Origin of the sequence: Paenibacillus sp. FSL H3-0286 (assembly GCF_045040705.1) — a bacterium.
Taxonomy (GTDB): domain Bacteria; phylum Bacillota; class Bacilli; order Paenibacillales; family Paenibacillaceae; genus Paenibacillus_AQ; species Paenibacillus_AQ odorifer.
In genome coordinates this window covers 4517796-4542532 of sequence record NZ_CP150285.1, presented here as the reverse complement: position 1 = coordinate 4542532, position 24737 = coordinate 4517796, and the positions used below count along the sequence as shown (strand labels likewise).

Here is a 24737-nt window from a genome sequence, read left to right as displayed (position 1 = left end):
TTGAGCAGCTTTCCCTATGAGATGATGTTTGAGAAGCAGGACATGCTTGAAAGATTGGATATCACGATTCTATGGGGACATTACGAGATTACAGTGTTTAGATTTCATTTGACATCTTTTCCACCGGGCAGAGTAGTCGAGTTCCATAATCATTCTGAATTTGAGTTTCATTTCATTCCGCGCGGGAAGGGAGAAGTCATTCTTGGGGATCAAAGGTATCCTCTGTCAGAGGGAATGTTCTATCTAACCGGACCAGGTGTTATGCATCGTCAAGAGGCAGCTGCAGATGAATCCATGGAAGAGCTATGCCTGCATGTTGACATCAAGAAGAGAATCCGGGATGATGCGGATCTTTGGGAGGTTGCGGAAGCTGAGACCAGTGTGGAGAAGCTGAAGTGTTTACCCTTGGTCCCAGCACAAGATTATCACGGGGCTATGAAGTGTTTTCGAGAAGCGTACGAAGCATGCGATGGGAAGTTGACCGGATATTATACTTCAATTAAGCATCTCGTGATTAGTATTTTATTAAAGGCCGTTAGAGCGTATGATTCAGGCGGGATCCGCACGGAGGCGCCGGTTAGAGATATGCTGACTTACCGGTATCAATACGCAATGCAATATATGGAAGCGAATTATTCAGGAACGGTTACCTTAGAAAATGTTGCGGAAAAGCTGAATATTAGTTCAAGGCAGCTGCAGCGGGTGTTTAAGCAAGTAAATGCAGAACAATCATTCAGTAGGGCGCTTGAGGACATCCGATTGCAAGCGGTCTGCCGCAAGCTTGAAGAAAGCAATTATCCGATAGAACAAATCGCACAGTCGGAAGGGTTTACCAATGCTACCTATTTGCATATTGTCTTCCGCAAGCGGTTAGGCATGACACCGGCAACTTATCGAAACAGCAAACAAATCCATTAGAGGTGAGGGTGAAGGATATGAGTAAGGTTTTTCGTGTAGGGATTATTGGATGTGGTGGTATTGCGAATGGCAAACATCTTCCAAGCTTGAGCAGACAAAGTAAGGTTGAGATCGTGGCTTTTTGTGACATTATTAAAGAACGTGCTGAAGAAGCAGCGGAGAAATACGGAAATAATAAAGCTATTGTCTATACAGATTACACTGAACTATTAAAAGATCAATCCATTGATATTATTCATGTGCTTACGCCTAATGATGTCCATGCGGAAATATCAATCGCTGCACTAGAAGCCGGAAAACATGTGATGTGCGAAAAACCAATGGCTAAGACAGCGGCAGATGCCAAACGAATGGTTGAAGCAGCGAAACGTACAGGCAAGAAGCTGACCATTGGATATGACAACCGATATAGAGAAGACAGCTTATATTTGAAAAAAGCCTGTGAGTCCGGAGAGCTTGGTCATATCTATTTTGCAAAAGCACATGCCATCAGACGGAGAGCCGTACCGACCTGGGGAGTATTTCTTGATGAAGAGAAACAAGGCGGCGGTCCGCTTATCGATATCGGAACTCATGCGCTGGACCTAACCCTTTGGATGATGGATAACTATAAACCTAAAGTCGTGCTTGGCACTAAATATCATGAACTTTCACAAAAAGAAGAAGCTGCCAACGCATGGGGACCGTGGGACCCTAAAAAGTTCACCGTGGAGGACTCAGCCTTTGGAATGGTCGTAATGGAGAATGGCGCAACAATCATGCTGGAAGCGAGCTGGGCTCTGAATTCACTAGACGTACATGAAGCGAAATGCAGCTTAAGTGGGACGGAAGCAGGCGCAGATATGAAGGACGGACTTAGAATTAACGGTGAGAAATTCAGCAAGCTGTACACTAATAAAATTGAGCTTGGGGCAGGCGGCGTTGCCTATTATGAAGGAAAAGCTGAAAGTGCTCCGGATATAGAATTAAGAAAGTGGATTGAAGCGATTGAACAGGATAAGGACCCGGTTGTAACTCCTGAACAGGCTTTTGTTGTTTCGCAAATATTGGAAGCTATTTATGAATCGGCGCAGACCGGCAAGGCTGTGTATCTGGATTAGATTTTGACAACTATAGCGATTTAGAGTAATATCCACTTGTGATTTAATTATAGGGATCTGAGACAAGACTCTCTCTTTACCGGGAGAGTTTTTTTGTTTTTTACTTGTTTAGACTCTGGGTAATAGGGGTGGAAATCGTGGATACTATTGATCGCAATCATGTGCTTATTGTGGAAGATGACGATAATATTAGACGTTTTATATCTATAAATTTAACGAATAACGGGTTTGTGGTTAGTGAAGCTGCTTGTGGAGAAGAAGCCTTGCAGAGCTTTGAGGTGAGCCGTCCAGATGTTCTGGTTCTGGATATCATGTTGCCTGATTCTAATGGGTTCGAAATATGCCGAAAGCTAAGAGAGAAAGACGCTGGGGTCATCATCATTTTCTTAACCTCTCGTGGACAGGATATGGACAAAATCAATGGCCTTGAAATGGGTGCTGACGATTACATTGTTAAACCTTTTAATCCATTAGAATTGGTAGCACGTATTAAAGCGATTTTGCGCCGTACAGAATCAGCTCTCAAGCCGCAAAAAACGATACTTCAAGCTGGACCGATTCGGCTGGATCTGAATGCAAACAAGATGTTTAAGCAGGATGACAGCATTGAATTAACTCCGAAGGAATTTCAGATGATGAAGACCTTTCTGGAGCATCCGGATACAGCACTCTCTAGGAATGAATTAATGAATCTTGTCTGGGGAGAAGATTATATTGGAGATCCTAAGACGGTAGATGTTCATGTGCGTAAGTTAAGAGAGAAAATTGAGGTTGATCCTTCTAATCCGCTTTGGATTGAGACGGTATGGGGGCTCGGATACCGCTTTAGAAAGGATGGTTGAAGAATGGGAATTCAGAAAAGATTAGTAGGAAGCTATTTTGTAGTCATCTGTCTTACTGTGCTCATTCTTGAAATCATTCTTAATGTATCTGTACGATATTATTATTTTCATAACATTGAGGAAACCCTGATGAATCAAGCAGAGCTATCGGCTTCTTTTTTTCAGCAATACTTTGGGGACCAGGATCTGGAGGAACAATCGGATAGGTTACTGAAGGGTTTTGCGAGTCATTCCGATGCACAGGTACAGATTATTAATGTTGAAGGCCGGCTGTTGCAGGATTCAAATGGACTTCAAGGCGATCTTACTATGACTGAGTACATAGATGTGCAAGCAGCAATAAAAGGGCAGCCCGGCAGTTGGAAAGGTGCGGACCCTAACACAGAGGAAGCGATTTACGCGGTATCCTATCCTTTACAAGCGAATGGAAACATCGTGGGGGGAGTCAGATTTATCACGTCCTTAACGGAAACTATACATACAGTTAAACAGATTACGGTTTTACTGATCGGGGTGGGGATCATCGTCATTGGCATTGTCACCTTACTTGGATTATTACTGTCTTGGACCATAACCAGATCCATTAAAGATTTGAAGCAGGCAGCAGACCAGATGACCGAAGGTGATTTCAGCATCAGAGTGCATAAGCGCTATCAAGATGAGCTGGGTTCATTGGCGGATACGTTAAATATGATGGCAAGCCGAATCTCCAAGAGTGAACAGCTTAAGAATGATTTTATCGCTTCCGTATCCCATGAACTGCGAACACCCTTGACCTCGATCAAAGGTTGGGCAATTACCTTAAAGGCGAGTGAGGTGAGTAATCAACCTCTGTTTTATGATGGGCTTGATATTATTGAATCCGAAAGTGACAGGTTAACTCATATGGTGGATGAATTATTGGATTTCTCCAAGTTGGATAACGGAAGAATCGCCGTTCACTTCACATCTGTGGATCTAACAGAACTACTGCAGCATATCGGCAGACAACTTACCCCTAGAGCGACCCGACAAGGCATCTCACTAGATGTAAAAATAGAAGAACATCTGCCAGTGATTCAAGCTGACGAGAATCGTGTGAAGCAAGTCATGATTAATCTCATTGATAATTCGCTCAAATTTACTGGTTCATCAGGTCGAATCTTTATCACCGCTCATACGGTTCCAGGGAAAGTCGTGATTTCTGTAGAGGATACAGGCTCAGGCATCGCTGAGACGGATTTAGAGAATGTGCGGCAAAAATTCTACAAAGGGGATCAACAGGCTTCGGGCAGCGGCTTGGGATTATCCATCTCGGAACAGATCATTAAATTGCATCATGGAGAGCTTCGAATAAGTAGCACTTTAGGCAAAGGAACGATTGTCCAATTTGACTTACCGATAGAATAAGAATTTAAATTTAACTATTTCATAACCACTTTCATCTCTTTCACAGATAAAATACTATATATGCGGACAAGCGAGGAGTCGATGATCCAAATGCCGAGCAAATTCATAAAAATAGGTACCCTGTTGACAACTTTATTTTTGCTCGGAGGATGCGGAGTCCCGGCGACACCCGGAGAGCTGATTAAACCTCCATCATCAGAAGCAAATCTGCAGCGAGACAAAACGAGCCAGGAATTTATTAAGTGGCTTCCAGACAAAGCTCAATTGATAACTCCGATGAAGGGACAAGAAGATAATGCCATCTCCTTTGGCGATATGGATGGAGACGGAATCGACGAAGCTGTAGTTGTGTATGAGTACAGTAAAAACAAAGGATACACTATAAAAGCAATGTTGTTGAGGCAGGAAAATGAAGCTTGGCAGAAGATTTCCGAGGTTGAGGGGTTTGGGTATGGTCTAGATTATGCCGGATTCTTTGATGTTGATGAAGATGGCCATAACGAGCTTGCACTGGGCTGGTCATTGGGTGAGGCTGGAAATGGTATGGATATTTATACGCTAAGTGAAGATAAACTTAAGCTGTTATCGAAGAAGGCGTATCAGGGCAAATATGATCTGAGGTAATCATTTAACCTAATCATCCGTAGCGCTTCATTGAGAAAAAAGAAGTAAAAGTGCTCAGCGGATTATTTGTAATGCCCATTTTCATGCATATATCCCCTACACAACAAGAAAACTACAGAAATTAAATAGAGGTTGTAAATGCTTATCTCTACCAAAATTGCAAAGCTGGACAGATCCGTACTTTTTCTCACCACCTGCTTAGTTGGCATGGGTACTGTTGCTATTTATGAAGCGACTACGGATACGCGGTTAGACGGTCTTTACATAAGTTATTTGTATTTATTTGCTTTATTTTGCCTACCCATGTTATTCATTGCTTTGGTAGATTATAAGATTCTATTAGGCAGGTTAGCCTATCTCTTTTATGGCGTGGGCATAGGTTTACTAGTACTAGTCAAGCTGGTTGGAGAAAACCTCAATGGTGCCGTGCGTTGGTTAAGTATTGGGAGCTTTCAGCTTCAGCCCTCCGAGCTGGCTAAAATATGTACGGTGCTGCTCATTGCTCATCTATTAGGTACACGAGAGGGCCAGCGGCTGCGGTTTTTTCAAGATTTAGTGCCAGTCGGTTTTGTTTTTTTAATTCCTTTCATTTTAATAATGGATCAGCCCGATTTGGGTACAGCACTCGTATTTGCTGGCATATTACTTAGTATGCTGTGGATTGGTAACATCCGTGCTCTATATATGATTCTGATCCTTGGTGTTGTGATTATTTCGATCGGCACGATACTATGGCTGTATTATGCTAACTTCGACCTGTTATCCAAGATTGTCGAGCCCCATCAACTGTCACGAATCCAAGCTTTTTTGGACCCGCAGAGCGATCCAGATAAGTCTTGGCATGTAAAAAACGCAATGATAGCCATTGGCTCCGGGGGATTATCGGGCAGTGAAGGTATTTTTTTGCGAAAAGGATATATTCCATATGCGTATTCCGATTCGATCTACGTAGTCATCGGGGGAAAATACGGTTTTATAGGTTCATCCGTGCTGCTGATGCTTTATTTGCTGCTCGTGTACCGAATGATCTTTATTGCGCTGGATAGTAGGGACCGTGCGGGTACCTATATTGTCACCGGGTTTATCGCTATGTTCATCTTTCAAGTTTCCGTTAATCTTGGGATGCATATTGGGTTACTGCCCCTAACGGGGATTTCATTACCTTTTATTAGTTATGGAGGCAGCTCGTTGCTAACTAATATGATAGCGATTGGCATAGTGCTAAGTGTTAAAGTTCATAAGGATGAAAGCGCTGATTGAATAAGCTATTGGAACTGAGTGGAGGAAATTATGTCTAACAAACGCAAGTGGACAACAACCCGTAAAATTCTGACGAGCATTGGTCTTGTCTTAGGCGCAACTATTATAGGGATTGGAGTATATGCAGGGTATTTATACAAAAAGACGGATGATGCGATACAGCGTATGGCAGCTCCAGTCACCGTACAACCCACTGCTGCTCCAGAGGAAAAAAAGGAGACGGTATCGGTTGAACCTATGATTTTTCTGCTTGCCGGGGTAGATAGCCGGGACGGTGGCGGTGGGGTAATGAATACCGATGTTCTGATGCTTGTCAGCTTCAATCCGGACACGAAATCGACGAGTTTCTTATCTTTACCCAGGGATTTGTTGCTAAAACCTAAATCGTTACCTTCCCGTAAAGCCAATTATTATTATGCTTATCATTACATAAAAGACAAAACAGAGGCTATTCCGAATACAAAAGAGTTTTTCAGCAATTTGCTCGGTCTGCCGATTGATCACATGGTTGTGGTGAATTTTGATGTGTTGCAGGAGACCGTGGATTTGCTTGGCGGACTGACTATAGATGTAGATATGGATATGAAATATACCGATACGGCAGATGGTACACACATCGATTTAAAGAAAGGCTTGCAGAAGCTGGATGGCCAACAAGTTCTTGATTTTGTGCGGTACCGTAAATCGAATCAAGGAACGGCTGAATCCTCCGATTTCCAGCGTAATGATCGGCAGCAGCAAGTAATCAAGCAGATTCTGGATAAGCTAGGAAACTTCCAAGGTGTGTCCCAATGGGGAAATGTATTGGATATCATTGGTGAAAATGTGAAGACGGATATTCCTCAAGCAGATCTGCAGCAGTGGTTATTCAACTTCCCTAAACTTAAACCAGAGCATATTAATTCCTTACATGTAGAATCTCTTTGGAAGAGCCCGTATGTCTATGTGAATAAAGAGGATCTAAAACAAGCACTTACTACTCTGAGTACGGAAGCAGGCGTCAGCTCCGAAAGCTCATTACACTTGGAGAATGTTGGAACGGTGGATTAACATCTCTAACCCTGCTCTTAAGAGCAGGGTTTTTTTTGTTAGTTCTACTATAAATCCCGCTAACCAGTAAAGTAATCCGCCAAGAGGTAGAGGCCTGACTTCCATGCATAGTACCATAAACACAGCGATAATGATGAATCGTATATTGTTTCTGGTTTACTTGAGAGGAGAAGGGAATTTTATGAAATACAGACGGGGTATTATGTTTCTAATCGTACTTACAGGAATGATCTCAATAGCTGCTTTTAATCCGATTATTGGTCCGCTTGCGCGAAATTTGGGGCTGAGTGATTTTCAATCAGGATGTTTAGTATCGGTGGCGGGGTTATGTTGGCTGCTCGGAGGATATTTCTGGGAAAAACAAACGTTTATGAGCCGAAAGTGGCTGCTTGCTTCGATTATGTTCGTCTATATGGCCACACTTATCATTTTTGCACTATTGGCTGATTATGCAGTAAATGCACAGAGTAAAGAGAGTCTGTTTTGGAGTTTCTTTTTACTTCGCGCAATCGCTGGCTTTTTCTTTGGAGGAATTCCGGCATTAGCACAAGCTTATGTTATGGGCTGGAGTACAAAAGAAACCCGTACACAAGGAATGGCATTATTTGGTGCGGCCAACGGTCTTGGTTTCGTAGTGGGACCCGCAATGAGTGGAGGAATGGCTTCACTGGGCCTGACCTCACCAATGTACGCGGCCGCTATTTTATTGTTCACCTTGGCTATATTGTTTCTGGTGTTTATTCCTAAAGAAAAGAATATTGAGATTGAGCGGCAGGCGATTTCACTTTCCCCCAATGATCGACGGATACGCCTCTATTTATGGATTGGACTTTTGCTTTCGTTTGCTCTGAATATCGTGCAGGTTACTATCGGATTTTTTGTGCAGGATAGCTTGGGTTACAGTACTCAGCAAGCCACTCAGTTAATTGGAATGGGGCTGGCGATCTCGGGAATAATGGTAGTGCTCTCGCAAATTGTAATCAGTAAGTATCTCAAATGGCATCCTAAAAAAGTGCTGCTCGTAGGACTCTTATTTGTTGCCTTAGGCTTGCTGGGATTGTTATTGTTCATCAGATTTGCGTATGTGGACTTTACATTCTTGGGTATTGGCATCGGCTTTACACTGCTCGGCTACAGTGCGGGTGCTTCAATGGCGGTTCAAGACCATGAGCAAAGAAGCGTTGCTTCCTTTATTGCGGCCCTGCAAGGTGGCGGGTCATTCATAGGGCCAGTTATAGGTACGGCCTTATACACCGTTAATATGGCGCTTCCTTATTCTATCTGCGTACTGCTGATATGTATTGTAGGTCTCGCTAATATGAAGAAAAGAGCGGCGGATCGTGTGGAGAATTGTTAAAGAAGAAAGGCTCCTCTTAGGAGCAGCTTCAGGCTGTCGAGGGTGACTCGACAGCTTTTTTTGTAGCTTTCTGCTGGCAGTGAGTTTATGTAGAAAATAAGGAGAAAGAGTTTTTTACCTCGTATTGAGCTTCCAGTTAATAGTATAATAAGAACTCGTAGGAGTTATTTCAATATGTTGTAGAGAGGTTATCCATAATAACTTTATACGAATACATACTCATATTTTTTTGAGGAATAAGGAGATGAAGACATGACTGTAAAAACTACAGCGGAACAAATCCGCATTATCGAATACGATTCTTCTTATGCTGGGGCTGTCGCAGAAATGTGGAACCGCAGCAACGAAAGCTGGGGCGGAGGCACCAATCAAAGAACTGAGGACAGTGTGCGCCGTGAGATGGAGATCTCGTCCAATCTTAATGCCTTTCTTGCCGTTGATGGCAAAGAGGTAGTCGGCTTCTGCAGCTTCGCCCACTACCGTCAAGATGAAGGGGCTTTGTATGTCCCGCTATTGAATGTACGCCCCGATTATCACGGATACAAGGTTGGCCGCAATCTGATTCTGAACGCTGTTCGCCAAACAATAGAAGCGGGCTGGCCACGTCTTGATCTGTTCACTTGGGCAGGTAATACGAAAGCCGTACCGATGTATAAGAAATGCGGATTTTTTTGGGAGAAAAATGAAGATTACGTCCATCTGATGAACTTCATTCCAACAGTACTGCAAACGGAAGCACTTGCTCCTTATTTTGAAGAACTGGATTGGTATGCAGACAGTACCCGTGAACTTCCCATTCAGCCAGATGGCCGGCAGGAGCGTGGCTTTGATTTCTTTGATTACACTTGGCAAAAGGGAGAACTCTCCTTGCGGGCGGAATTCGAGAAGACTGGCCGCGGTCTGACCGCTCTTGATACACCAGACTATGAAATCTCTACGGAAATTGATGATCATGATCTTGTGTTTGGTTCGACCTACAAGATTCGCTATCGCATCAAGAATCGTTCGACGTCTGAGCTGGCCATTGAGATCGAAGGCCAGAACGATAAAAATATCCGTTTTGCTCTATCTGCTGCGCGAATACTCGCTCCAGGTGAAACGGTTATCGTGGAAGGTGATTTTGAGCTTGATTCAGTTCGGGAAGAACAGAACGATAAGAAGACACACCCCGTTGTTATGAGCAAGTGGATCATCGGTGGCAAGCGTGCGGAATTCCGCATTGGCGTTGCTCCTAAATTTCCACTCAAAATGAAGATAGCGCTGCCACACCGGGAACTGTATCTGGGTCTTCCTTCGGAACTGTACCTTAATGTGGAAAATAATTTTGCTGCAGAAGCAGAATTTTCTTTTGATTTGCCCGAAGACGAATTCCTCGTATGGGCGGACCGTACAGTAAGCTTCACTGTTCCAGCTAAGAGTAAGGCTTCTATTCAAGTACCTTTTACCCTAAATTCATACGGTCTTTATTCACAGCCTATTGAGGTAACGGCCGTTCCGGTTGGAGAGAAGGCAGTCACCTTTATCAGCAAGCTATCCGTTCTAATGAAGGGAACGCATGGCCGCTTTGGCGGGGAAAACGGGGATCAGTGGGTGGCTGTGAATGGCGCCTACTCTATTCATCTTAATAATACCGATAATGGAATGTGGATTGAATATCCCGGCTCGAGCCATAATTTCTGGTTGACCCATCCGAAGTTAGGCAAGCCATTCGCAGAAGAATTCTCTAAGAAACAGGTCAAAGAAGTAAAGATCTATTCTGAAGGGGAGAGCCAGGTTCTCGAATCTCTTTACGAGTCGGAAGAATTCCCGGGTCTTGAGATAAAAAGAGTGGCTAAGCTATTTGCCAACGGAATCGCTGAGTTTTATAGTGAGGTCTGCAATACCAATAGTGATATCCTGGAAGAAGACATGTATCTGTTGACGAATTTCGGCTTTTTCGGTAAACAGCTCATCTTGCCATATCAGGGCCAATACGTGGACATGGGCGATGCTTACTCAGGCGATCCAAGTCTTTGGGACAGTGCACAAATTACGGAGAACTGGTTGTTCTGCAAGGAAGAGAACGTCACATGCGGAATCTGCTGGGATCCTTCGCTAAAATTGCTTCGTCCGGAATACCCGCTTGGGCTGGAGCATAATCTTGGCCGAATCTCCGCTGGAGATGTCGTACGGACAAAAACTATGGTGTTTGCTCTTAACACCTTCCTTAAGTGGTCGGAATTCCGCGCCTTTGCCCTAAAACAGCAGAATTCGGTCATACCGGTGTTGGATGACCATCTTGAGCTAACGCTCGGCGGTGGAAATCCTTTTGCGGCAGGGGCACTTCATGCCGAGCTAATCGAACGAAAGATGACACCGCTTGATGGAAGCCTTGAATTGTATGTACAGGCTGATGGAGAAGAGGAGCGAAGTGTCGCTGAGATGGAGTTGCAAAGAGGACAAAATTTGCACTCCGCTGGTTTTGAACTCTCTACTGAGGATACAGAATCACGAGAACACAACGAATCTGGCCGTAAGGTCCGGGTCGTCTATCGTGGTGAGGATCGCATTCAAGAGCGAACAGGCCTCTGGTTTCCACAAACGGAAACAAGCGTTGTTTGTGGGATAGAAGAAGGACCTGAGGGTCCCATTTACACAGTGAGCAACGGAGTTCTATCTATTGCAGCTGCTCCTGATTTCGGCAGCGTTGTGCATTCCTTGAAGCACCAAGGAGAAGAGTGGCTGGACAGCACCTTTCCGAAAGCTGAACCACGTTCCTGGTGGAATCCTTGGCATGGTGGACTCGGTGTGGGGATTTCTGGCATAGGCGGATTTAGCCGGTTGCAGGAGCCAAGAAGCGCAGCTTGGACGGAGCAGATGGATGATCACGGCAACGTCTGGAAGGGATTGAGACTGACCACTTCGATGGAGAAGCAGGAAGCAAACCGGGGGATCACGATCAATCAGCATTACCTCATGCTGCCCGGAGTTCCTGTGCTCTGTGTGTTGATTTCAGTAACCAATGAAAGTGGAATGACGCTGCCGCATTATTCGCTATCCGAGGATAGTTACTTTAAGCCTTCACCAATCTATTCGGAAGGCTGGATGGAGCTCCCAGAGGAAGGCAACTTCCCTATCGGGAAGGTCGAAGCCCATCTGGAATCCAAGGGGTTTATCCGAATCGGTGCAACTTCGCGTAAAGACATGCTGCATGTGGTGCATAGTTATCCTAATCAGAGAGCTATGTCTTACGTGAACAATAAGGTATTCACATATGGTGTGAATCACCATCTATTACTTCTGAACGGAGAAACCGCTTGGACACAGCCGACCTTCATGATCATGGGAGAGCTCGCTCTGGATCCAGAGACAGTTCGTAATCTTATGAAGGTAACCTTTGCTAGTGCTTCTGACAAAAAGGAGACTATAAATGCCAATCATTGATATTCACATTCATCTGTCGGACATCGATAGCTTTCATCAGACAGCACTGGACCTCTCCAAAGTTGATTACACAGCTGCTGGGCTCAAAGCGGAGTTTGACAAGAACGACGTTGTTCTCGGCATTGGTATGGGGGTCACGGAGCAGACGAAGGGAGCCTTCCCTGACTCTGCCTCTCCCAATCCGATGGGACTCGACTTGGAAGCCAGTGTGCCGCCATTCTTAATGGAATGCGTGGGCATTAATCCGAATATGCTCGGAGGAAAGGATGCTTTGGATGAGCTGGACCGAATTGAGGCACGGCTGCAAGCTCCTGAGGTAGCTGGTATTAAGCTCTATGCCGGGTACTATCATCATTACGTTTATGACAAAATCTACTCGCCGATCTATGAGCTGGCCGCCAAGTACGGCACACCTGTGGTTATTCATACCGGTGATACGTATTCGATGAATGGATTGCTTAAGTATGCGCATCCGCTTACCGTGGACGAACTGGCGTTCCAACGGCGCGACGTGAACTTTATGATCTGCCATCTAGGCGATCCATGGGTGATGGATGCTGCCGAAGTGGTCGCCAAGAATCCGAACGTCTATGCCGATTTGTCCGGTCTCGTTGTTGGTGATCGGCCTCATTTTGAGCGGTTCATGAATGAAACCCTGTTTATGGATCATTTTCGCCGGGCGTTGGTGTACTCTGATCACTATGAAAAAATGTTGTTCGGTACCGATTGGCCACTCGCGCCTATTGACCTGTATGCGGAGTTCGTCCGCCGGCTTGTGCCTGAGCAGCACCACGAGAAAGTATTTTATGAGAATGCCTTTGCATTATTCCCACGCATCCAGCAGAGAATTGCAGCGCTCTGAGCGGAGCGGGACAGTATATCTGAAGCGCAGGAAAATAATATAATTACGAACAAGCCATCCTTAGTTAGTACTAAAGGATGGCTTGTTTTTACATTTGTATGATAACCATGCCTATTTTTAGATTGAGTTTCCAAATTTTAATCTTCCTTTTTTTTACTTAACAGATCAGCTAGCTCAACCGAATTCTTATTTCTTAAATCCAGCATCTTTTCGCTATTGCTAGCTTTAATCAGGAAACCATCTTTCGTTTTAAAATCCATATAAAGGCTGAATCCGACCACCTTTGAATTAGCGTAGGTAACGGTCATTCGATAAGTCGGTTCACCCACATCAACAGACCCGCGTACTTTTTTTACAGTTCTTATAGCATCTTCGAAGATTTGAAGGCTTTCACGGTCAGTATAAGTAATTTCTGTTGTTTCGGATGCAAGATTGACACTTACGATCTTTTGCGTGGGTCTGACTAATACAAATAATAAAATTAGTAAAATTATCAGTGAAAATGATAGAATACTAAATTTTTTCATAACCTACCTCCTTACTTAAGAATAATGCAGACCAATCACTTAGTTTCCAAAATAGTTATAAATTTCAGCTGAGTGTGCGTTGGTTATCATTGTTGGAATCTTATAAAAATTCCTAGGGTTCTATTTATTATTTGCTACTGGACTTGGGAAACCTTTATTAAAATAATAAACGTCTAAGAATGTATACATATTTTAGAAATAATGTGCTTGCTTTTTAATTACACGTTTGTATAATGAATGTATTACACAAATGTATAACAAGGAGAAATATGGATGAATAACAAAATCAAACGCTTGCCAGATGCTGAACTGGAAATTATGCTGGTGATTTGGCGAGCCGAGAGTTGGGTTAGCTCCTCTTATATTTTGAATCAACTGGGGGATAAACGTAAGTGGGCGCTTGCTACTTTGATGACAGTGCTGTCACGGCTGGTTGAAAAAGGCTTTCTATCTTGCGAAAAAGAAGGGCGGAGCAACCGTTATCTCGCTGCAATTTCTGAGACAGATTATAAAGAGAGCGAAGGGAAGTCTACGCTTGAAAAGCTGTTTGGCAACTCTGTGCAGGATATGGTGATGTCCTTATACAACGGGAAGGCGATTGATAAAAGCGATCTTGCTGAGTTGCGGGAACTGCTCGATAGAGTAGATAAGGAGGAATCCTGATGATAACAGGTCTTTTTACAGATTTTCTGGTTATTTCTGTGACCCTTAGTTTAGTTATTATCGGCTTAATCACATTAACTCCCTTGTTAAGAAAACATTATTCGGCTAAGTTGAGCTATTGGATATGGTTGATCCTAACCTTGCGATTATTGTTGCCATTCAACTTTTCCTTTACCAATCCTCCTGTGGCGATTCAGCTACCCGAAGGTCAGGCCATAGCAACTGTCTTTCAAAGCTCAGTGTCCCAGAATTTGCAGGCGGATACGCCAGTAATCTCTCAGCCGGTCCAGACAGGGGATGTAAGCCATATCCCTTCTATAATTAATATCTTAGCGTACATCTGGGTTACTGGCGCTGTGCTTTTTTTAGGGTATCATTTGCTGAGTTATTTCTTTTTCAGGAAACAGGTGTTACGTTGGAGCAGCCCTCTTCAGAGAGAGGATATGTTCGCCAAGCTCAAACAAGTCGCTAAAGAAATGCATGTAACAACCGCCATTCCGGTTCTGATAAGCAGTAAAGTTCCGAATCCGATGCTAATGGGTTTTTACAAGCCAACACTATTCTTGCCGCATGATCAATATAGTGACGAAGAGCTGGAGTTTATCTTAAAACATGAGCTGGTCCATTACAAAAGGCATGACATCATATATAAGCTACTGCTACTGATTGTGCAGGCACTGCATTGGTTTAATCCATTGGTCTGGTTCATGGCACGCGAAGCTGTCCGCGAAATTGAAATTTATTGTGATGACACCGTTGTACGTAAGCAAAATGCGGCATATCGAAAGAAATACTGCGAAGCCATTTTATCGGTTATGCAAAGTAATGCTACACGGCATGTAGCTTTATCAACGAATTTTGCAGGAGGAAAACACTCGATGAAGCAGAGATTTGGCAGTATTTTAAATATGAAAGAAAAACGAAATGGAGTAGGCGCATTTCTTGCGGTCTTAATGGTAGTTAGTGTAACAGCAGTGCTAGCAGCCTGTACCAACCTAACCGGCCAATCTACAGATACGGCGGCGCTCAAACCAGGTACTATTTATTCCTACAGCTCTAGTGGCGAACAAGTTGTTGTGCATGACGCTGGGAATGCGTATTCCATGGACGAGGATGGTAATGTCTCTGTCTCCTATCGGAAAGGGGAGATCCAAGCGCAAACGCCTTTAAAACTTGATATGACTGGAACAGAAATGGGGATGGGGAGAGCGGATACCGGATTTTATATCTCCGAGGACAAAACTGCAATTGTATATGGATTTGCGGATGGTAAAGAATCCCCTCTACATGTATTAATCAGTGATGACATGGGGAAATCGTGGAATAACTACAACATTGCAGGTGCAAAGGGTTATGACGCCAAGTTCATCGGGTTTACTGACAAACAAAATGGATGGATCGTCTCCGGAGGTTCTGCAGGTGTGGGACGCTCATTAAATTATGTATACCAGACCTCTGACGGCGGGAAGACATGGACGGAGCTTGGAAATCCTAACGATTTATACGCGGAAAGTTTAGCCGGGGCAGGGTTTTCTAACAAGGATATCGGATTCTTAGGGTTCAGATATTATGAAGATAATGGGCCTGTTATTTATTGGACCAAAGATAAGGGACAGTCATGGGAAAAACTCGTGGTATCCCTTCCGGAAACCTTTAATGAATATCAAAAAACGCCGCTTTCACCTATTTTTAATGGAAAAGAAGGATTGTATCCTATTCTGCTCAGCAAAGAGGGCAACACTGTAGGTACCATCTATCTGTCGAGTAAGGACAACGGCCTGAAGTGGACGTATGATCCAGCATATGATCAAATAGGCGATTCTAAATAGGAGCAAGTGGAGCAGGGGGTGATCTACAAAGATCTCGCCCCTTTTTTATATGGAGAGCGGACGAATTTAATATGTAGCGGCTTTTAATTGTATTTTGTACAGCTATTTTCGCTCGAAAAACTCGCTCATGAAGATAGTTGTATTTTGTACAGCTATTTTTTAGTTTTTTGCCGCTAAAGCTGATAACTGTGATTTTTAATTGTATAGAATACAGTTAAAGTGAGAAGTTAGCCTTTTACAGACGAAATAAGTGTATAAAGTGCAGTTATCTCATAGGTTGCATAAAGTTACAGCGATAAAATATACGGGGAGAGGATAGCGGAAGCAAGCTGCTGTCAGTGAAGAAAGCAAGCTGCTATCAGTGAGGAAAGCGAGTTGCTGTCAGTGTGGAATGGATGCTCGATCGTAATTCGGCTGGACATTGGAAAATTCTATGGATTTTTCTCCGAGGGTTGCCCAAAGAAGACATTAAAGTCGGATAGCTACGATTTATGAATATCTGCTTAAACAAACCGCTACAAACCAAAAACACCAGGCAGAGCTTCTCCATTAATCGGATAATCCATGCCTGGTTGTCTTTTTACTATTTTTATAATAACGAGACTTTATTTGAATCTATCATAATCTGCTTTCGTACGACGCCTCGTCACCGATAAAAGTGGAATAAATTACTTTTTCCAGCCTCCACCGCTATGTGAGGAGGACTCTACATAGTCTACGTTGATTTTGCCAGTGCTTGTTCCTACCTCAGTGTTGAAATTATATTGTCGCAGGTTCCAATCCTCGAAGGTTCCCTGCCAGTCATTATCTACGATGAAGGTGTAACGTGTTGTGGCGGAATTAGTGCCTCGAATATGAGAGCAGACTGCTCGTGATCCGTAGATACCCATTTTATAGCCTTTGGAATTTTTAGTACTGCTGTCTAGCACTGATTTTATGCCTTGAAAATAAGGTACTATATTGTTTGTGATTTCGGTAGAGGTCATATCGCGGTCTATCGCAAAATAAATCGGAGTGCTGCTGGTTTGTCCCAAATCACTTGCTAATCCTACAGCCGTTTCAGCATCTTTAATCCCATTGGCTTTCGTAAAATGATCGAGCGATTTGCTGATTTGATAAAGGGATATGATATATAATCCCCCATCTGAAATCCGTGTAATCTCAGCTGAGGTGAGACCATCTTGGTATCCTTCCACGCGATTTAAATATCGGCAAACGAATGTGAATTTATTATTTTTAAGTGTAGTTAATCTTGCTGCTGTTACATTTGTAGCTGTATCACAACCTAAAGCCATTGTAATTGCCTTCTTTCAATTTTTTTGTTTAAGGTTTGGCGCCAACCTCCCTATCAATATATGAGAAAATTTTCACAGATTCTTGGGGGAACAACGAAATGGGAGAAAAAGAGGCAGATGAGAGGATGAATAGAAGGAGAGACTTTGATCTTAGAATTTACTATTATTGTTAACTTCTAGGAATATTTAGAATTAAACTGCGTCTATACCCTATGAAGAATTTATGATTTTCTAACATGGAGGTTGATCAAGATATGGATAAAAGATGGTTGCTAGCTCCAATACTTGTTGCATCATTGCTTGCTGCTCCAGTTGCGAATGCGGCATTGCCCGCTTACTTCACTTTCATTATGGATGGAGGCGGGAAAGGTACGAGCGCTGCACTAGTAAAGGATGGGATTACTTATGTTTCAGCCAGTCACTGGGAAGCGGCAGGACTTAAGGTTGTATGGGATAAATCGCATCAAAGAGCGGAGTTTACTGGATGGGGAAAAAAGATAGCCGTTCGTATTGGAAGTAAACAGGGGGTCCTTGATGGTAAATTGGTAAGTGTAGAAGGTGTTCCTTTTGAAATTAATGGTCAACTCTATGTACCTGCCCGTTTTCTTGTAAATTCATTAGGAGGAACAACGGTCAGCTGGGATGCGACGAAGAGGATATATACAGCAACTGGGCTATTGAACTATGCTAGTGCCAGCGCACAATTTGCTGGATCTACTTATACAGTGGATAAAAAAACAGGGGGTTTATATCTAACAGATTCCGCAGGACAAACTCGCTTGCTAACGAACCTTGGTTCGCAGTTATTCGATGCTGTTCAGTTCGATTTTCAGAAGACGCCGAAAGGCCTAATCTATCTGACCGTAACAGATGTTTACGGAGAACCACATATCAATAATAAATGGTATACGATGATTATTAAGGATGGAATGGTCATTCGCCACGCAAATGTAGGATACCATCTTCGTTATGGTGACAATGTGAAAAAAGCTGGCGATCAGCTCCTGCTTACCGATGGGAAAATATTACGATTAATTGAAGATGGAACAGGGAACGTAACGGAGACGATTAATCTGAACACCCTAGGTGGTAATTCGGATAATTATTTAGTGGAGGGAATGGACGAGGATTTTCTGCTGATTCGGTCCAATCAGCAAGGTTTCCTCATGATGATAGATCGTAAAACAGGTGCCAAAACATTGTTGTACAAAGCACTTCTTGACGTAGAGCAGCAAAAATATGCCGAAACAAACGACCTTCCTTTTTTTGCTAACTAGAATAATATAAGATCATGCTTAAACGGGTCAATGATTGTCCTGGATTATAATATACATGGGGTTTGTCTGCGTTAAACGTGATAGAATCACCAGATTTTAATAGATATTCATTATCATCGACACGCAAAGACAATTCACCATCAAATACAGTGATTAATTCTTCAGTTCCTTCCATATGTGGATTGGCATCATGGTATCCACCCTCGTCTATCTCCACTGTATAACCCTCAAATCGTTTGCTTTCATCAAATGGGAAAGAGGGATACACCCGATATTTTCCGTGGTCTTCAAGCAGTGGCTGAATTTCATTTCTTAATACGACTCTTGTGTCAGGCTTTGGGTAATCTATCAGCGCAGAAAATGAAGTTTTTAATCCATTGGCGATCTTCCAAATGGTTGTGATGGTAGGTGCCGATTCGCCTCTTTCGATTTGACCAATCATTGTTTTGCTTACTCCTGTTAATTCAGCCACCTTTTCCAGGCTTAAATCTTTACTTCTTCTAATCTTTTTTATATTCTCCGCAATGATTTGATTTATCTCTTCCACGGTAATTCTCCTATCCCTATTTACTTTATAACGACCAGGATATACAATAAAACGCACATAAGGACGTTATAGCGTCTGATAAATACATTATAACATACAACGAGGTGTAATTCAGTGATTGTTTCTTTGTTTTTATATGCATTTGTGGCTAGCTTTACTCCGGGACCTAATAACATTATGGCAATGACTTTTGCAAACCAGTTTGGTTTACGAAAAACAATGAGATTTTGTTTAGGAGTGGGCACAGGTTTTTTCGTGATTATATTGTTATGTTGCTATTTTAATATACTTCTGATCAATTTTATCCCTAAGATTGAATCTATTATGGCTGTGATAGGCGGAGTCTACATGTTTTATTTAGCATTTAAAATTATTATAAGTAAACATCAAGAAAGTGATGGAAGTGGCGATAAACACAACAGTTTTATTGCGGGTATGCTTTTACAATTTATTAATCCTAAAGGGATATTATATGGAATCACAGTTACATCTACATTTATTCTTACCTCTCATTCTTCCTATTTTAGCTTATTGAGTTACTCTATAGTCTTAGCATTCATCGGGTTTATGGGCACTTTTAGTTGGTGTTTATGTGGTTCTCTTTTCAAAAAAATGATATCTAAATATAGAAGTCAATTTAATATACTGATGGGATTGTTGTTGGTGTATTGTGGAGTTTCGATAGTGATAGGATGAATGAATGGAGCCTCATGTCAATAACGCCATAACATTGAACCGGCTTGATAACCTGACCCCAATGTCCAAAATAATAAGTTGTCGCCACGTTTGATCAAACCATGTTCAATAGCACAATATAAGGCCAGAAAGGGACTGCTTGTGCCTGTATAGCCATATTCGTCGGCTACATAAATAATTTTATGTTGATCCAGGTTCAGCTTAGCTTGAAGTAATTTAATATTAGCCAATGTAAATTGTGAAAAACAAAAAACTTGTATATCCTCGAATGTTAGGTGATGTTTGTTTAATAATTCAACAATAGATGCTTCCGCAAATCGTACACTGTCTATTCCGCTGAATCTCCCCCAGTGTAAGTAGCGGTGTTCAGCCCCATCACGCAAAGACTTAGCCAATCCTTGAGCGGGGTACACAATTTCTTCTGTAAAACGGCTGTCCGAAAGATACCTTACGTCAATTAATCCACTCTCTGAATGATCTTTTTCTAAAATGAGGGCTACGGCGGCATCGCCAAAAATTGAATATGTTATTGGATGTGAAGGATCAGCCCATAAATTTAAAAAATCCGAACCGATAACCAACGCTCTATCTCTATCAGGATCATCGTATAAAGTACGAGCAGCCTGTTCAACCGCAATAAACATTCCTATACAATTACCATTTAAGTCATAGCAAAGCGTATCATCTTTACCTTTGATAGCTTTGTGAATAAGCAATGAATTCGTAGGTGATAAATATTCCGGAGTTGAGCTGGAAAAAAGAATCAGGTCTATATCTGCAGATTTCAATGATGCAGCATCAATTGCCTGTTGAGCGGCATTAATCGCCATCGTCAACGAGTTCTCCTTCGTTCCTTCAATAACATGGCGGTTTTTTCTGCCTGTCTTTTTAAGAATCCGCTTAATATCTATACCTTGCTTTTGAAAATGGTCAATAAAATATTGGTTGTTAATCACTCTTTCAGGACAATAAATGGAGACTTGTTTTATCGAGATACCTTCTAACATAGCATGATCACTCCTTGTAATAATTTTGCAATCACATTACATTAAGTAATCTAAAAGTATCTATTTACCTAACAAAGCCTGCTTATTTCTATAAGCTTGTTTGTCCAAATCTTATTTGATGTTATACTTTATGATCTTAATAAAGCATAACATTAATTAGTAAAAAATTCTATAATTTACTATAAATGTAACTATATCGACGCATCTAAAATATCCACTAAGATTAAGTCCACAGCAACCATGTTGCGAGTGGACTTTTTTGCTTTTTATATTTTTGAATTAGGGATGAATAAATCAGGGGTACTTTACAAAAACTTTATTCGATTAAGTCACTACTTTGCCAAATCAGGAGGGGTTCTTATTAAACCATTTATCGTAATAGTAGCGCTATTACTCGTTACTGCTTGTTCGGGTAATAACTCGGCCAACAACCAAATGACAACTCAACAAACGAAGGTTGACAATCATGCTCGTAAAACTACCTCAAGTTCAACTTTAACGCAAGCATCTTCCATTTCCACGGAGAATGCAGGGAATACAACAATTAAGACTAAACAAGTTCCTGGCGATGTAACGAAATGGCTGGATGGGTTCATCCGTACCAATCCACCTACAGGAAGCACAACAGATCAAACAACGTATCCGCAGCAGTCGGCGAAACCACAATATTCTGCAAATCCGCAACATTCTGCTGTCCCACAGAAGTCTGCAAATCCACAACCATCCACCAATACATCCCAATCGGTACAGCAAGTATTGGATCTGGTGAATAAAGAAAGAACGAATGCAGGCTTGAAGCCTCTTAGCTTAAATAGCGAACTTTCGAAAATGGCTTTGGCTAAAGCGCAGGATATGTATGACAATAACTATTTTGACCATCAGTCTCCTACGTATGGATCTCCGTTTGATATGATGAAAGCATTCGGGATCTCATACAATTCAGCAGGGGAAAATATCGCCAAAGGTCAGTCGAGCGCAGAAGAAGTAATGAACCAATGGATGAACAGTCCTGGTCATCGTGCCAACATCCTGAATAGCAGCTTCACAGAAATTGGAATAGGTTACTATAACAGCGAGTGGGTTCAAGAATTTATTGGTTAGAGCGAGTAACGTAATAAACTTAACAGGGGTGTCCTAATAAGCTAAAAGTGGCTGTTGGGCATCCCTACTTTGCTTCGTTTGATCCAATAACAATTGCACAGACCAAGCCCATCGGACACAGCTGACCTTAAACGCGTCATTGGTCCATATTTTGCATCCTAGCGGACTGTATAGCAGCTATTCCCACAAAATACACTCAATATGAGTCTTTTTATATGAGATAGCGTCAGTGGAGTCCGAAACTCTGCTCCAAAGGCCAAAAAATTGGGAATAACGTCCTCTGGGTCCGGAAATCTCAGAATCTTCAATCGCGATGGCAAGCAATTATGTAGAGCAATACTTTTGCTGGCGGGCTGGATTCAGGAAAAGAAGAAGCTGAATTCTGCGAAATGAGATAGGGGATATTGAATCCGTTTAGAACGGGTTATTTTTTGTGTTGATTTATATGATAACGAATAAAAGTGACCAATAGAATCAGAAGAAACGGCAGGATGTAAGCTAGGTTAGTGATCAAGGGCCATGTAGTATTCACGATTTCCTCAAGCTCAGACTCCTGTGTGTAAGTCGTTACAGATAACAGCAGGCAGACAAAAGCAAGTGGGAAAACAATTAAACGTTCATCCTTCAATCTCAGAAGCTCCTTTAGTACTTTAATAAGAATAAGCAGCAGGATAGAAGCCTTGAAATAGAACCCGATAATGAGTGAAAAACCAATCACGGATTCGATTCTTTCAATGGTTTCCTGAAAATAAATGAGTCTCGCCAACTGATATAATGAATATTTCAAGCTGCCGGACAGTGGTCCCAATACCATAATACTGCTAATGACAGAAGCAATTAACGTCAGGGCATTGATGATGAGTGCAAGATACATCTGTTTTCCCAGTTTAGAATTGTCTTCTTTACGCACGAACGGTAAAATCATCGAAAAAACGATAAGCTCGGAATAGGGAAAGCCATAGACTACATATGCAGCACTTAGGATAGGCCTAAATCCATCAGGCATGATGGGCAGTAGGTACTCGGGATGATACAACCCTGCTACGAGTATCCAGACTAAGATGATAAATCCGAACATTAGTGACATTAGGACGGCTGCCATGCGGGCAATCACTTCAATTCCAGCTAGAGCTGTCATCGCAATCGTAATAAAAAACATGGTATTTACTGCGTAAGTGGGCGTTTCTTTTAACATCGTACTTTTGAAAAAGGTTCCGATCTCAATTACAATTCCTGCGACATTCCAAAACAGTACACAAGTGAAAGGAATCAGGAGGACGAGGGTCAGTCCGTTTCCAAGTACGGAGCGGCTTTGTTCCACAAGCGAAAGATCTGGCGCTCGTCGGTTCAAATATAGAATACCGGAAAGCAGAGCCATTCCTATGGCCGAGGCGATTAAGAGGGATATCCAGGCTCCGTTGCCGGCAAAGTTAGTTAGTGACGCAGGGACGATAACGATTGAGGAACCGGTCATAAAGAAGAGAAACAGCATGGACATTTGGATCGAACTAACACGTTCTTGCTTATTCATACGTTCCTCCTCATTCTTTAAGCTTATGAAATGGCAGGGTTGATCCAATGGACGATGTGCTCAGCTGGAGCCGTGAATAAATTGAAGATGGAATCTAAATTGGGCCATGGCTTAGCTGCAATAAAGATAAATCCGAGATAAAGTACGGGTAGTAATAATACTCCATAAACTACTCGATCGCGGATGGAGGCTTGCTTAAACCTTGGGATGTCATGGGCTAGCATAGCGGAAGCTAATAAGAGAACGCAGATTATTTTTCCCACCATAGCTACTTCTCCTTTGTTCCAAATATTGTGCCTGAGTTCATTCCAGTGCTTAACACTTTGACATCAACGTTGATATCGAACTGAGTCTGGGCGAATGTATCCTTCCATTGAGGCTCTAGTTGTTTCCACAGCTGCGGATTTTTCCGGTAAATCTGATTGCCAATTCCGAGTGCGTCGATCTTTTTTGTTTTCAAAAACTTGATTGCGTGCTCAACCTGTTGTTCAACCTGAGTTATGATACGCTGCTCAAAAAGCTTCATGTCCTTATTGTTTTTTAAATGTGAGCAACGTAATTCTCCGATCATCCCTTCAATAGCAATGTTTACACCGACGGACACAGAACCGTTTTTTACGATTGGAGTAAGCGTACTGTTGAAGGTAAGCACTTCAAGCGTTTCTTTTTTCCGCAGCGGTACTTCGGTCTCATCCGGGCAAGGAAATTCTAGTACTCCATAGATATATCTATCCGTCAGCATCATGAATGCTTCTGTATCCTTCTCCTTTAGAATGTCAGTCATTTTACCGTCATGAATTACAGCCAGCCCAGATATCAAGGGTTTATGATCCAAACTGGTCTTATGCAGGTAAGGGATGATGGAAGTATTGGAGGGGCTACACATTTGTATAGCCAGCTCATAGAGAGGAATCTTGGAAGTTTTTGCGGCATATAGAGCACCGCTCGTCTCCATTCTCTTATACTGTTGACCAATGGTCTGCTCGATAAACGGGTTGATATCTAAAAATGGTGCCGCAGATTGCTCAGCGATGAGAGGAAGAACGGTACCACGCGGTTCTTGATCCCTGGAGAAAAAATCAAGTACCTCCCGGATGTTCGAGGTTCTGGCTAGTTGCTCCCCGATTAATATGACACGCATATGATCCCATTTGGCTTTTCGACCAAATTTTGCCGGGATCTCCCTTATTGCTTCAAAAAAGGTTTCTCCACTCGTAACAATATTAATTCCCTTGGACGCTGGATCCCCTGCTTGTCCCATTTCTATTTTGGTGGAAGGATTATAGAAATGTGTCGTAATCACAATCCGATTGTCTTCGCTTTGGTCAATGGCGACCGCCTGCACATACCCATACTCGTCCAATTCTTTATTATCCCAGCATCCGCTAGTTAGAGTGAGTACAAGAAGGGAAATTAGTATGGTAGTAAGCCGCTTCACT

22 protein-coding genes are annotated in these 24737 nt (G+C 42.5%); 15 read left to right on the top strand and 7 right to left on the bottom strand.

The annotated features are described in order from the left end of the window. The 10 genes from MHB37_RS20420 (at position 1) to MHB37_RS20375 (ending at position 12825) form a co-directional block, all read left to right on the top strand. A complete protein-coding gene (locus MHB37_RS20420; protein WP_340394064.1) occupies positions 1-918 on the top strand; it encodes an AraC family transcriptional regulator in 918 nt (305 codons plus the stop codon). Positions 919-935: 17 nt separating this feature from the next. Continuing rightward, positions 936-2018 (top strand): Gfo/Idh/MocA family protein, encoded by a 1083-nt coding sequence (locus MHB37_RS20415; RefSeq protein ID WP_076127277.1) that lies wholly within the window; start codon positions 936-938, stop codon positions 2016-2018. A 137-nt stretch (positions 2019-2155) separates the two neighbouring features. Beyond that, positions 2156-2860: a response regulator transcription factor gene (locus MHB37_RS20410; protein ID WP_405168429.1), complete on the top strand. Its 705-nt coding sequence runs from the start codon at positions 2156-2158 to the stop codon at positions 2858-2860. A 3-nt stretch (positions 2861-2863) separates the two neighbouring features. Further along, complete coding sequence (locus tag MHB37_RS20405; RefSeq protein WP_076301712.1) at positions 2864-4249, top strand: HAMP domain-containing sensor histidine kinase; 1386 nt, start codon at positions 2864-2866, stop codon at positions 4247-4249. A gap of 90 nt (positions 4250-4339) precedes the next feature. Further along, entirely contained in the window at positions 4340-4873 is a 534-nt protein-coding gene (locus MHB37_RS20400) for a hypothetical protein (protein WP_076182931.1), read from the top strand. Between the two features lie 138 nt (positions 4874-5011). Continuing rightward, positions 5012-6133: an FtsW/RodA/SpoVE family cell cycle protein gene (locus MHB37_RS20395; RefSeq protein ID WP_076127270.1), complete on the top strand. Its 1122-nt coding sequence runs from the start codon at positions 5012-5014 to the stop codon at positions 6131-6133. A gap of 30 nt (positions 6134-6163) precedes the next feature. After that, positions 6164-7183 (top strand): LCP family protein, encoded by a 1020-nt coding sequence (locus MHB37_RS20390; protein ID WP_076182929.1) that lies wholly within the window; start codon positions 6164-6166, stop codon positions 7181-7183. A 181-nt stretch (positions 7184-7364) separates the two neighbouring features. Continuing rightward, positions 7365-8540, top strand: coding sequence for an MFS transporter (locus MHB37_RS20385; RefSeq protein WP_076190691.1), 1176 nt, complete (start codon positions 7365-7367; stop codon positions 8538-8540). Between the two features lie 252 nt (positions 8541-8792). After that, positions 8793-11963, top strand: coding sequence for a GNAT family N-acetyltransferase (locus MHB37_RS20380; RefSeq protein WP_405168428.1), 3171 nt, complete (start codon positions 8793-8795; stop codon positions 11961-11963). Continuing rightward, entirely contained in the window at positions 11950-12825 is an 876-nt protein-coding gene (locus MHB37_RS20375) for an amidohydrolase family protein (RefSeq protein ID WP_076304544.1), read from the top strand. Before MHB37_RS20380 ends, MHB37_RS20375 begins: the two co-directional genes overlap by 14 nt. Before the next feature lie 137 nt (positions 12826-12962). Here MHB37_RS20375 and MHB37_RS20370 read toward each other — a convergent pair whose 3' ends face one another. Continuing rightward, a complete protein-coding gene (locus tag MHB37_RS20370; protein WP_076304545.1) occupies positions 12963-13352 on the bottom strand; it encodes a hypothetical protein in 390 nt (129 codons plus the stop codon). Between the two features lie 273 nt (positions 13353-13625). Here MHB37_RS20370 and MHB37_RS20365 point away from each other — a divergent pair, with 273 nt between their 5' ends. Together MHB37_RS20365 and MHB37_RS20360 are read left to right on the top strand one after the other, a co-directional pair. Next, on the top strand, positions 13626-14015 hold the full coding sequence (locus MHB37_RS20365) for a BlaI/MecI/CopY family transcriptional regulator (RefSeq protein ID WP_076143756.1): 390 nt from the start codon (positions 13626-13628) through the stop codon (positions 14013-14015). Then, on the top strand, positions 14015-15844 hold the full coding sequence (locus tag MHB37_RS20360; RefSeq protein ID WP_405168427.1) for a M56 family metallopeptidase: 1830 nt from the start codon (positions 14015-14017) through the stop codon (positions 15842-15844). Before MHB37_RS20365 ends, MHB37_RS20360 begins: the two co-directional genes overlap by 1 nt. Positions 15845-16512: 668 nt before the next feature. Here the strand turns inward: MHB37_RS20360 and MHB37_RS20355 are convergent. After that, a complete protein-coding gene (locus MHB37_RS20355; protein WP_076127258.1) occupies positions 16513-17139 on the bottom strand; it encodes a glycoside hydrolase domain-containing protein in 627 nt (208 codons plus the stop codon). A gap of 254 nt (positions 17140-17393) precedes the next feature. Between MHB37_RS20355 and MHB37_RS20350 the strand changes: the two genes are divergently transcribed. Continuing rightward, positions 17394-18416 carry a copper amine oxidase N-terminal domain-containing protein gene (locus MHB37_RS20350; RefSeq protein ID WP_405168426.1) on the top strand — a complete coding sequence of 341 codons (1023 nt, stop codon included), beginning with the start codon at positions 17394-17396 and terminating at the stop codon, positions 18414-18416. Here the strand turns inward: MHB37_RS20350 and MHB37_RS20345 are convergent. Beyond that, on the bottom strand, positions 18409-18963 hold the full coding sequence (locus MHB37_RS20345) for a helix-turn-helix domain-containing protein (RefSeq protein WP_405168425.1): 555 nt from the start codon (positions 18961-18963) through the stop codon (positions 18409-18411). The two genes, MHB37_RS20350 and MHB37_RS20345, sit on opposite strands and share 8 nt — an antisense overlap. Before the next feature lie 114 nt (positions 18964-19077). On the opposite strand from MHB37_RS20345, the gene MHB37_RS20340 reads away from it, so the two are divergent. Then, on the top strand, positions 19078-19659 hold the full coding sequence (locus MHB37_RS20340) for a LysE family transporter (protein ID WP_405168424.1): 582 nt from the start codon (positions 19078-19080) through the stop codon (positions 19657-19659). Between the two features lie 17 nt (positions 19660-19676). Here the strand turns inward: MHB37_RS20340 and MHB37_RS20335 are convergent, their stop codons facing one another. Beyond that, positions 19677-20666: a ketoacyl-ACP synthase III gene (locus tag MHB37_RS20335; RefSeq protein WP_076127253.1), complete on the bottom strand. Its 990-nt coding sequence runs from the start codon at positions 20664-20666 to the stop codon at positions 19677-19679. Between the two features lie 435 nt (positions 20667-21101). Here MHB37_RS20335 and MHB37_RS20330 point away from each other — a divergent pair, with 435 nt between their 5' ends. Next, positions 21102-21767 (top strand): CAP domain-containing protein, encoded by a 666-nt coding sequence (locus MHB37_RS20330; RefSeq protein ID WP_081391877.1) that lies wholly within the window; start codon positions 21102-21104, stop codon positions 21765-21767. 424 nt (positions 21768-22191) lie between these two features. Here MHB37_RS20330 and MHB37_RS20325 read toward each other — a convergent pair whose 3' ends face one another. Genes MHB37_RS20325 through MHB37_RS20315 form a run of 3 tightly spaced genes read right to left on the bottom strand, consistent with a single transcriptional unit; the run spans position 22192 to position 24736 of the window. Next, on the bottom strand, positions 22192-23298 hold the full coding sequence (locus MHB37_RS20325; protein WP_340396889.1) for an endospore germination permease: 1107 nt from the start codon (positions 23296-23298) through the stop codon (positions 22192-22194). Between the two features lie 23 nt (positions 23299-23321). Continuing rightward, positions 23322-23564 (bottom strand): hypothetical protein, encoded by a 243-nt coding sequence (locus MHB37_RS20320; protein ID WP_248548575.1) that lies wholly within the window; start codon positions 23562-23564, stop codon positions 23322-23324. A 2-nt stretch (positions 23565-23566) separates the two neighbouring features. Continuing rightward, positions 23567-24736 (bottom strand): Ger(x)C family spore germination protein, encoded by a 1170-nt coding sequence (locus tag MHB37_RS20315; protein WP_405168423.1) that lies wholly within the window; start codon positions 24734-24736, stop codon positions 23567-23569. Between the last annotated feature and the right edge of the window lies 1 nt (position 24737).

Coding starts and splice junctions, on each gene's coding strand:
- MHB37_RS20415 (WP_076127277.1), top strand. CDS start 936: ATGAGTAAGGTTTTTCGTGTAGGGATTATTGGATGTGGTGGTATTGCG.
- MHB37_RS20405 (WP_076301712.1), top strand. CDS start 2,864: ATGGGAATTCAGAAAAGATTAGTAGGAAGCTATTTTGTAGTCATCTGT.
- MHB37_RS20400 (WP_076182931.1), top strand. CDS start 4,340: ATGCCGAGCAAATTCATAAAAATAGGTACCCTGTTGACAACTTTATTT.
- MHB37_RS20395 (WP_076127270.1), top strand. CDS start 5,012: ATGCTTATCTCTACCAAAATTGCAAAGCTGGACAGATCCGTACTTTTT.
- MHB37_RS20390 (WP_076182929.1), top strand. CDS start 6,164: ATGTCTAACAAACGCAAGTGGACAACAACCCGTAAAATTCTGACGAGC.
- MHB37_RS20385 (WP_076190691.1), top strand. CDS start 7,365: ATGAAATACAGACGGGGTATTATGTTTCTAATCGTACTTACAGGAATG.
- MHB37_RS20380 (WP_405168428.1), top strand. CDS start 8,793: ATGACTGTAAAAACTACAGCGGAACAAATCCGCATTATCGAATACGAT.
- MHB37_RS20375 (WP_076304544.1), top strand. CDS start 11,950: ATGCCAATCATTGATATTCACATTCATCTGTCGGACATCGATAGCTTT.
- MHB37_RS20370 (WP_076304545.1), bottom strand. CDS start 13,352: ATGAAAAAATTTAGTATTCTATCATTTTCACTGATAATTTTACTAATT.
- MHB37_RS20365 (WP_076143756.1), top strand. CDS start 13,626: ATGAATAACAAAATCAAACGCTTGCCAGATGCTGAACTGGAAATTATG.
- MHB37_RS20360 (WP_405168427.1), top strand. CDS start 14,015: ATGATAACAGGTCTTTTTACAGATTTTCTGGTTATTTCTGTGACCCTT.
- MHB37_RS20355 (WP_076127258.1), bottom strand. CDS start 17,139: ATGGCTTTAGGTTGTGATACAGCTACAAATGTAACAGCAGCAAGATTA.
- MHB37_RS20350 (WP_405168426.1), top strand. CDS start 17,394: ATGGATAAAAGATGGTTGCTAGCTCCAATACTTGTTGCATCATTGCTT.
- MHB37_RS20335 (WP_076127253.1), bottom strand. CDS start 20,666: ATGTTAGAAGGTATCTCGATAAAACAAGTCTCCATTTATTGTCCTGAA.
- MHB37_RS20330 (WP_081391877.1), top strand. CDS start 21,102: ATGACAACTCAACAAACGAAGGTTGACAATCATGCTCGTAAAACTACC.
- MHB37_RS20325 (WP_340396889.1), bottom strand. CDS start 23,298: ATGAATAAGCAAGAACGTGTTAGTTCGATCCAAATGTCCATGCTGTTT.
- MHB37_RS20320 (WP_248548575.1), bottom strand. CDS start 23,564: ATGGTGGGAAAAATAATCTGCGTTCTCTTATTAGCTTCCGCTATGCTA.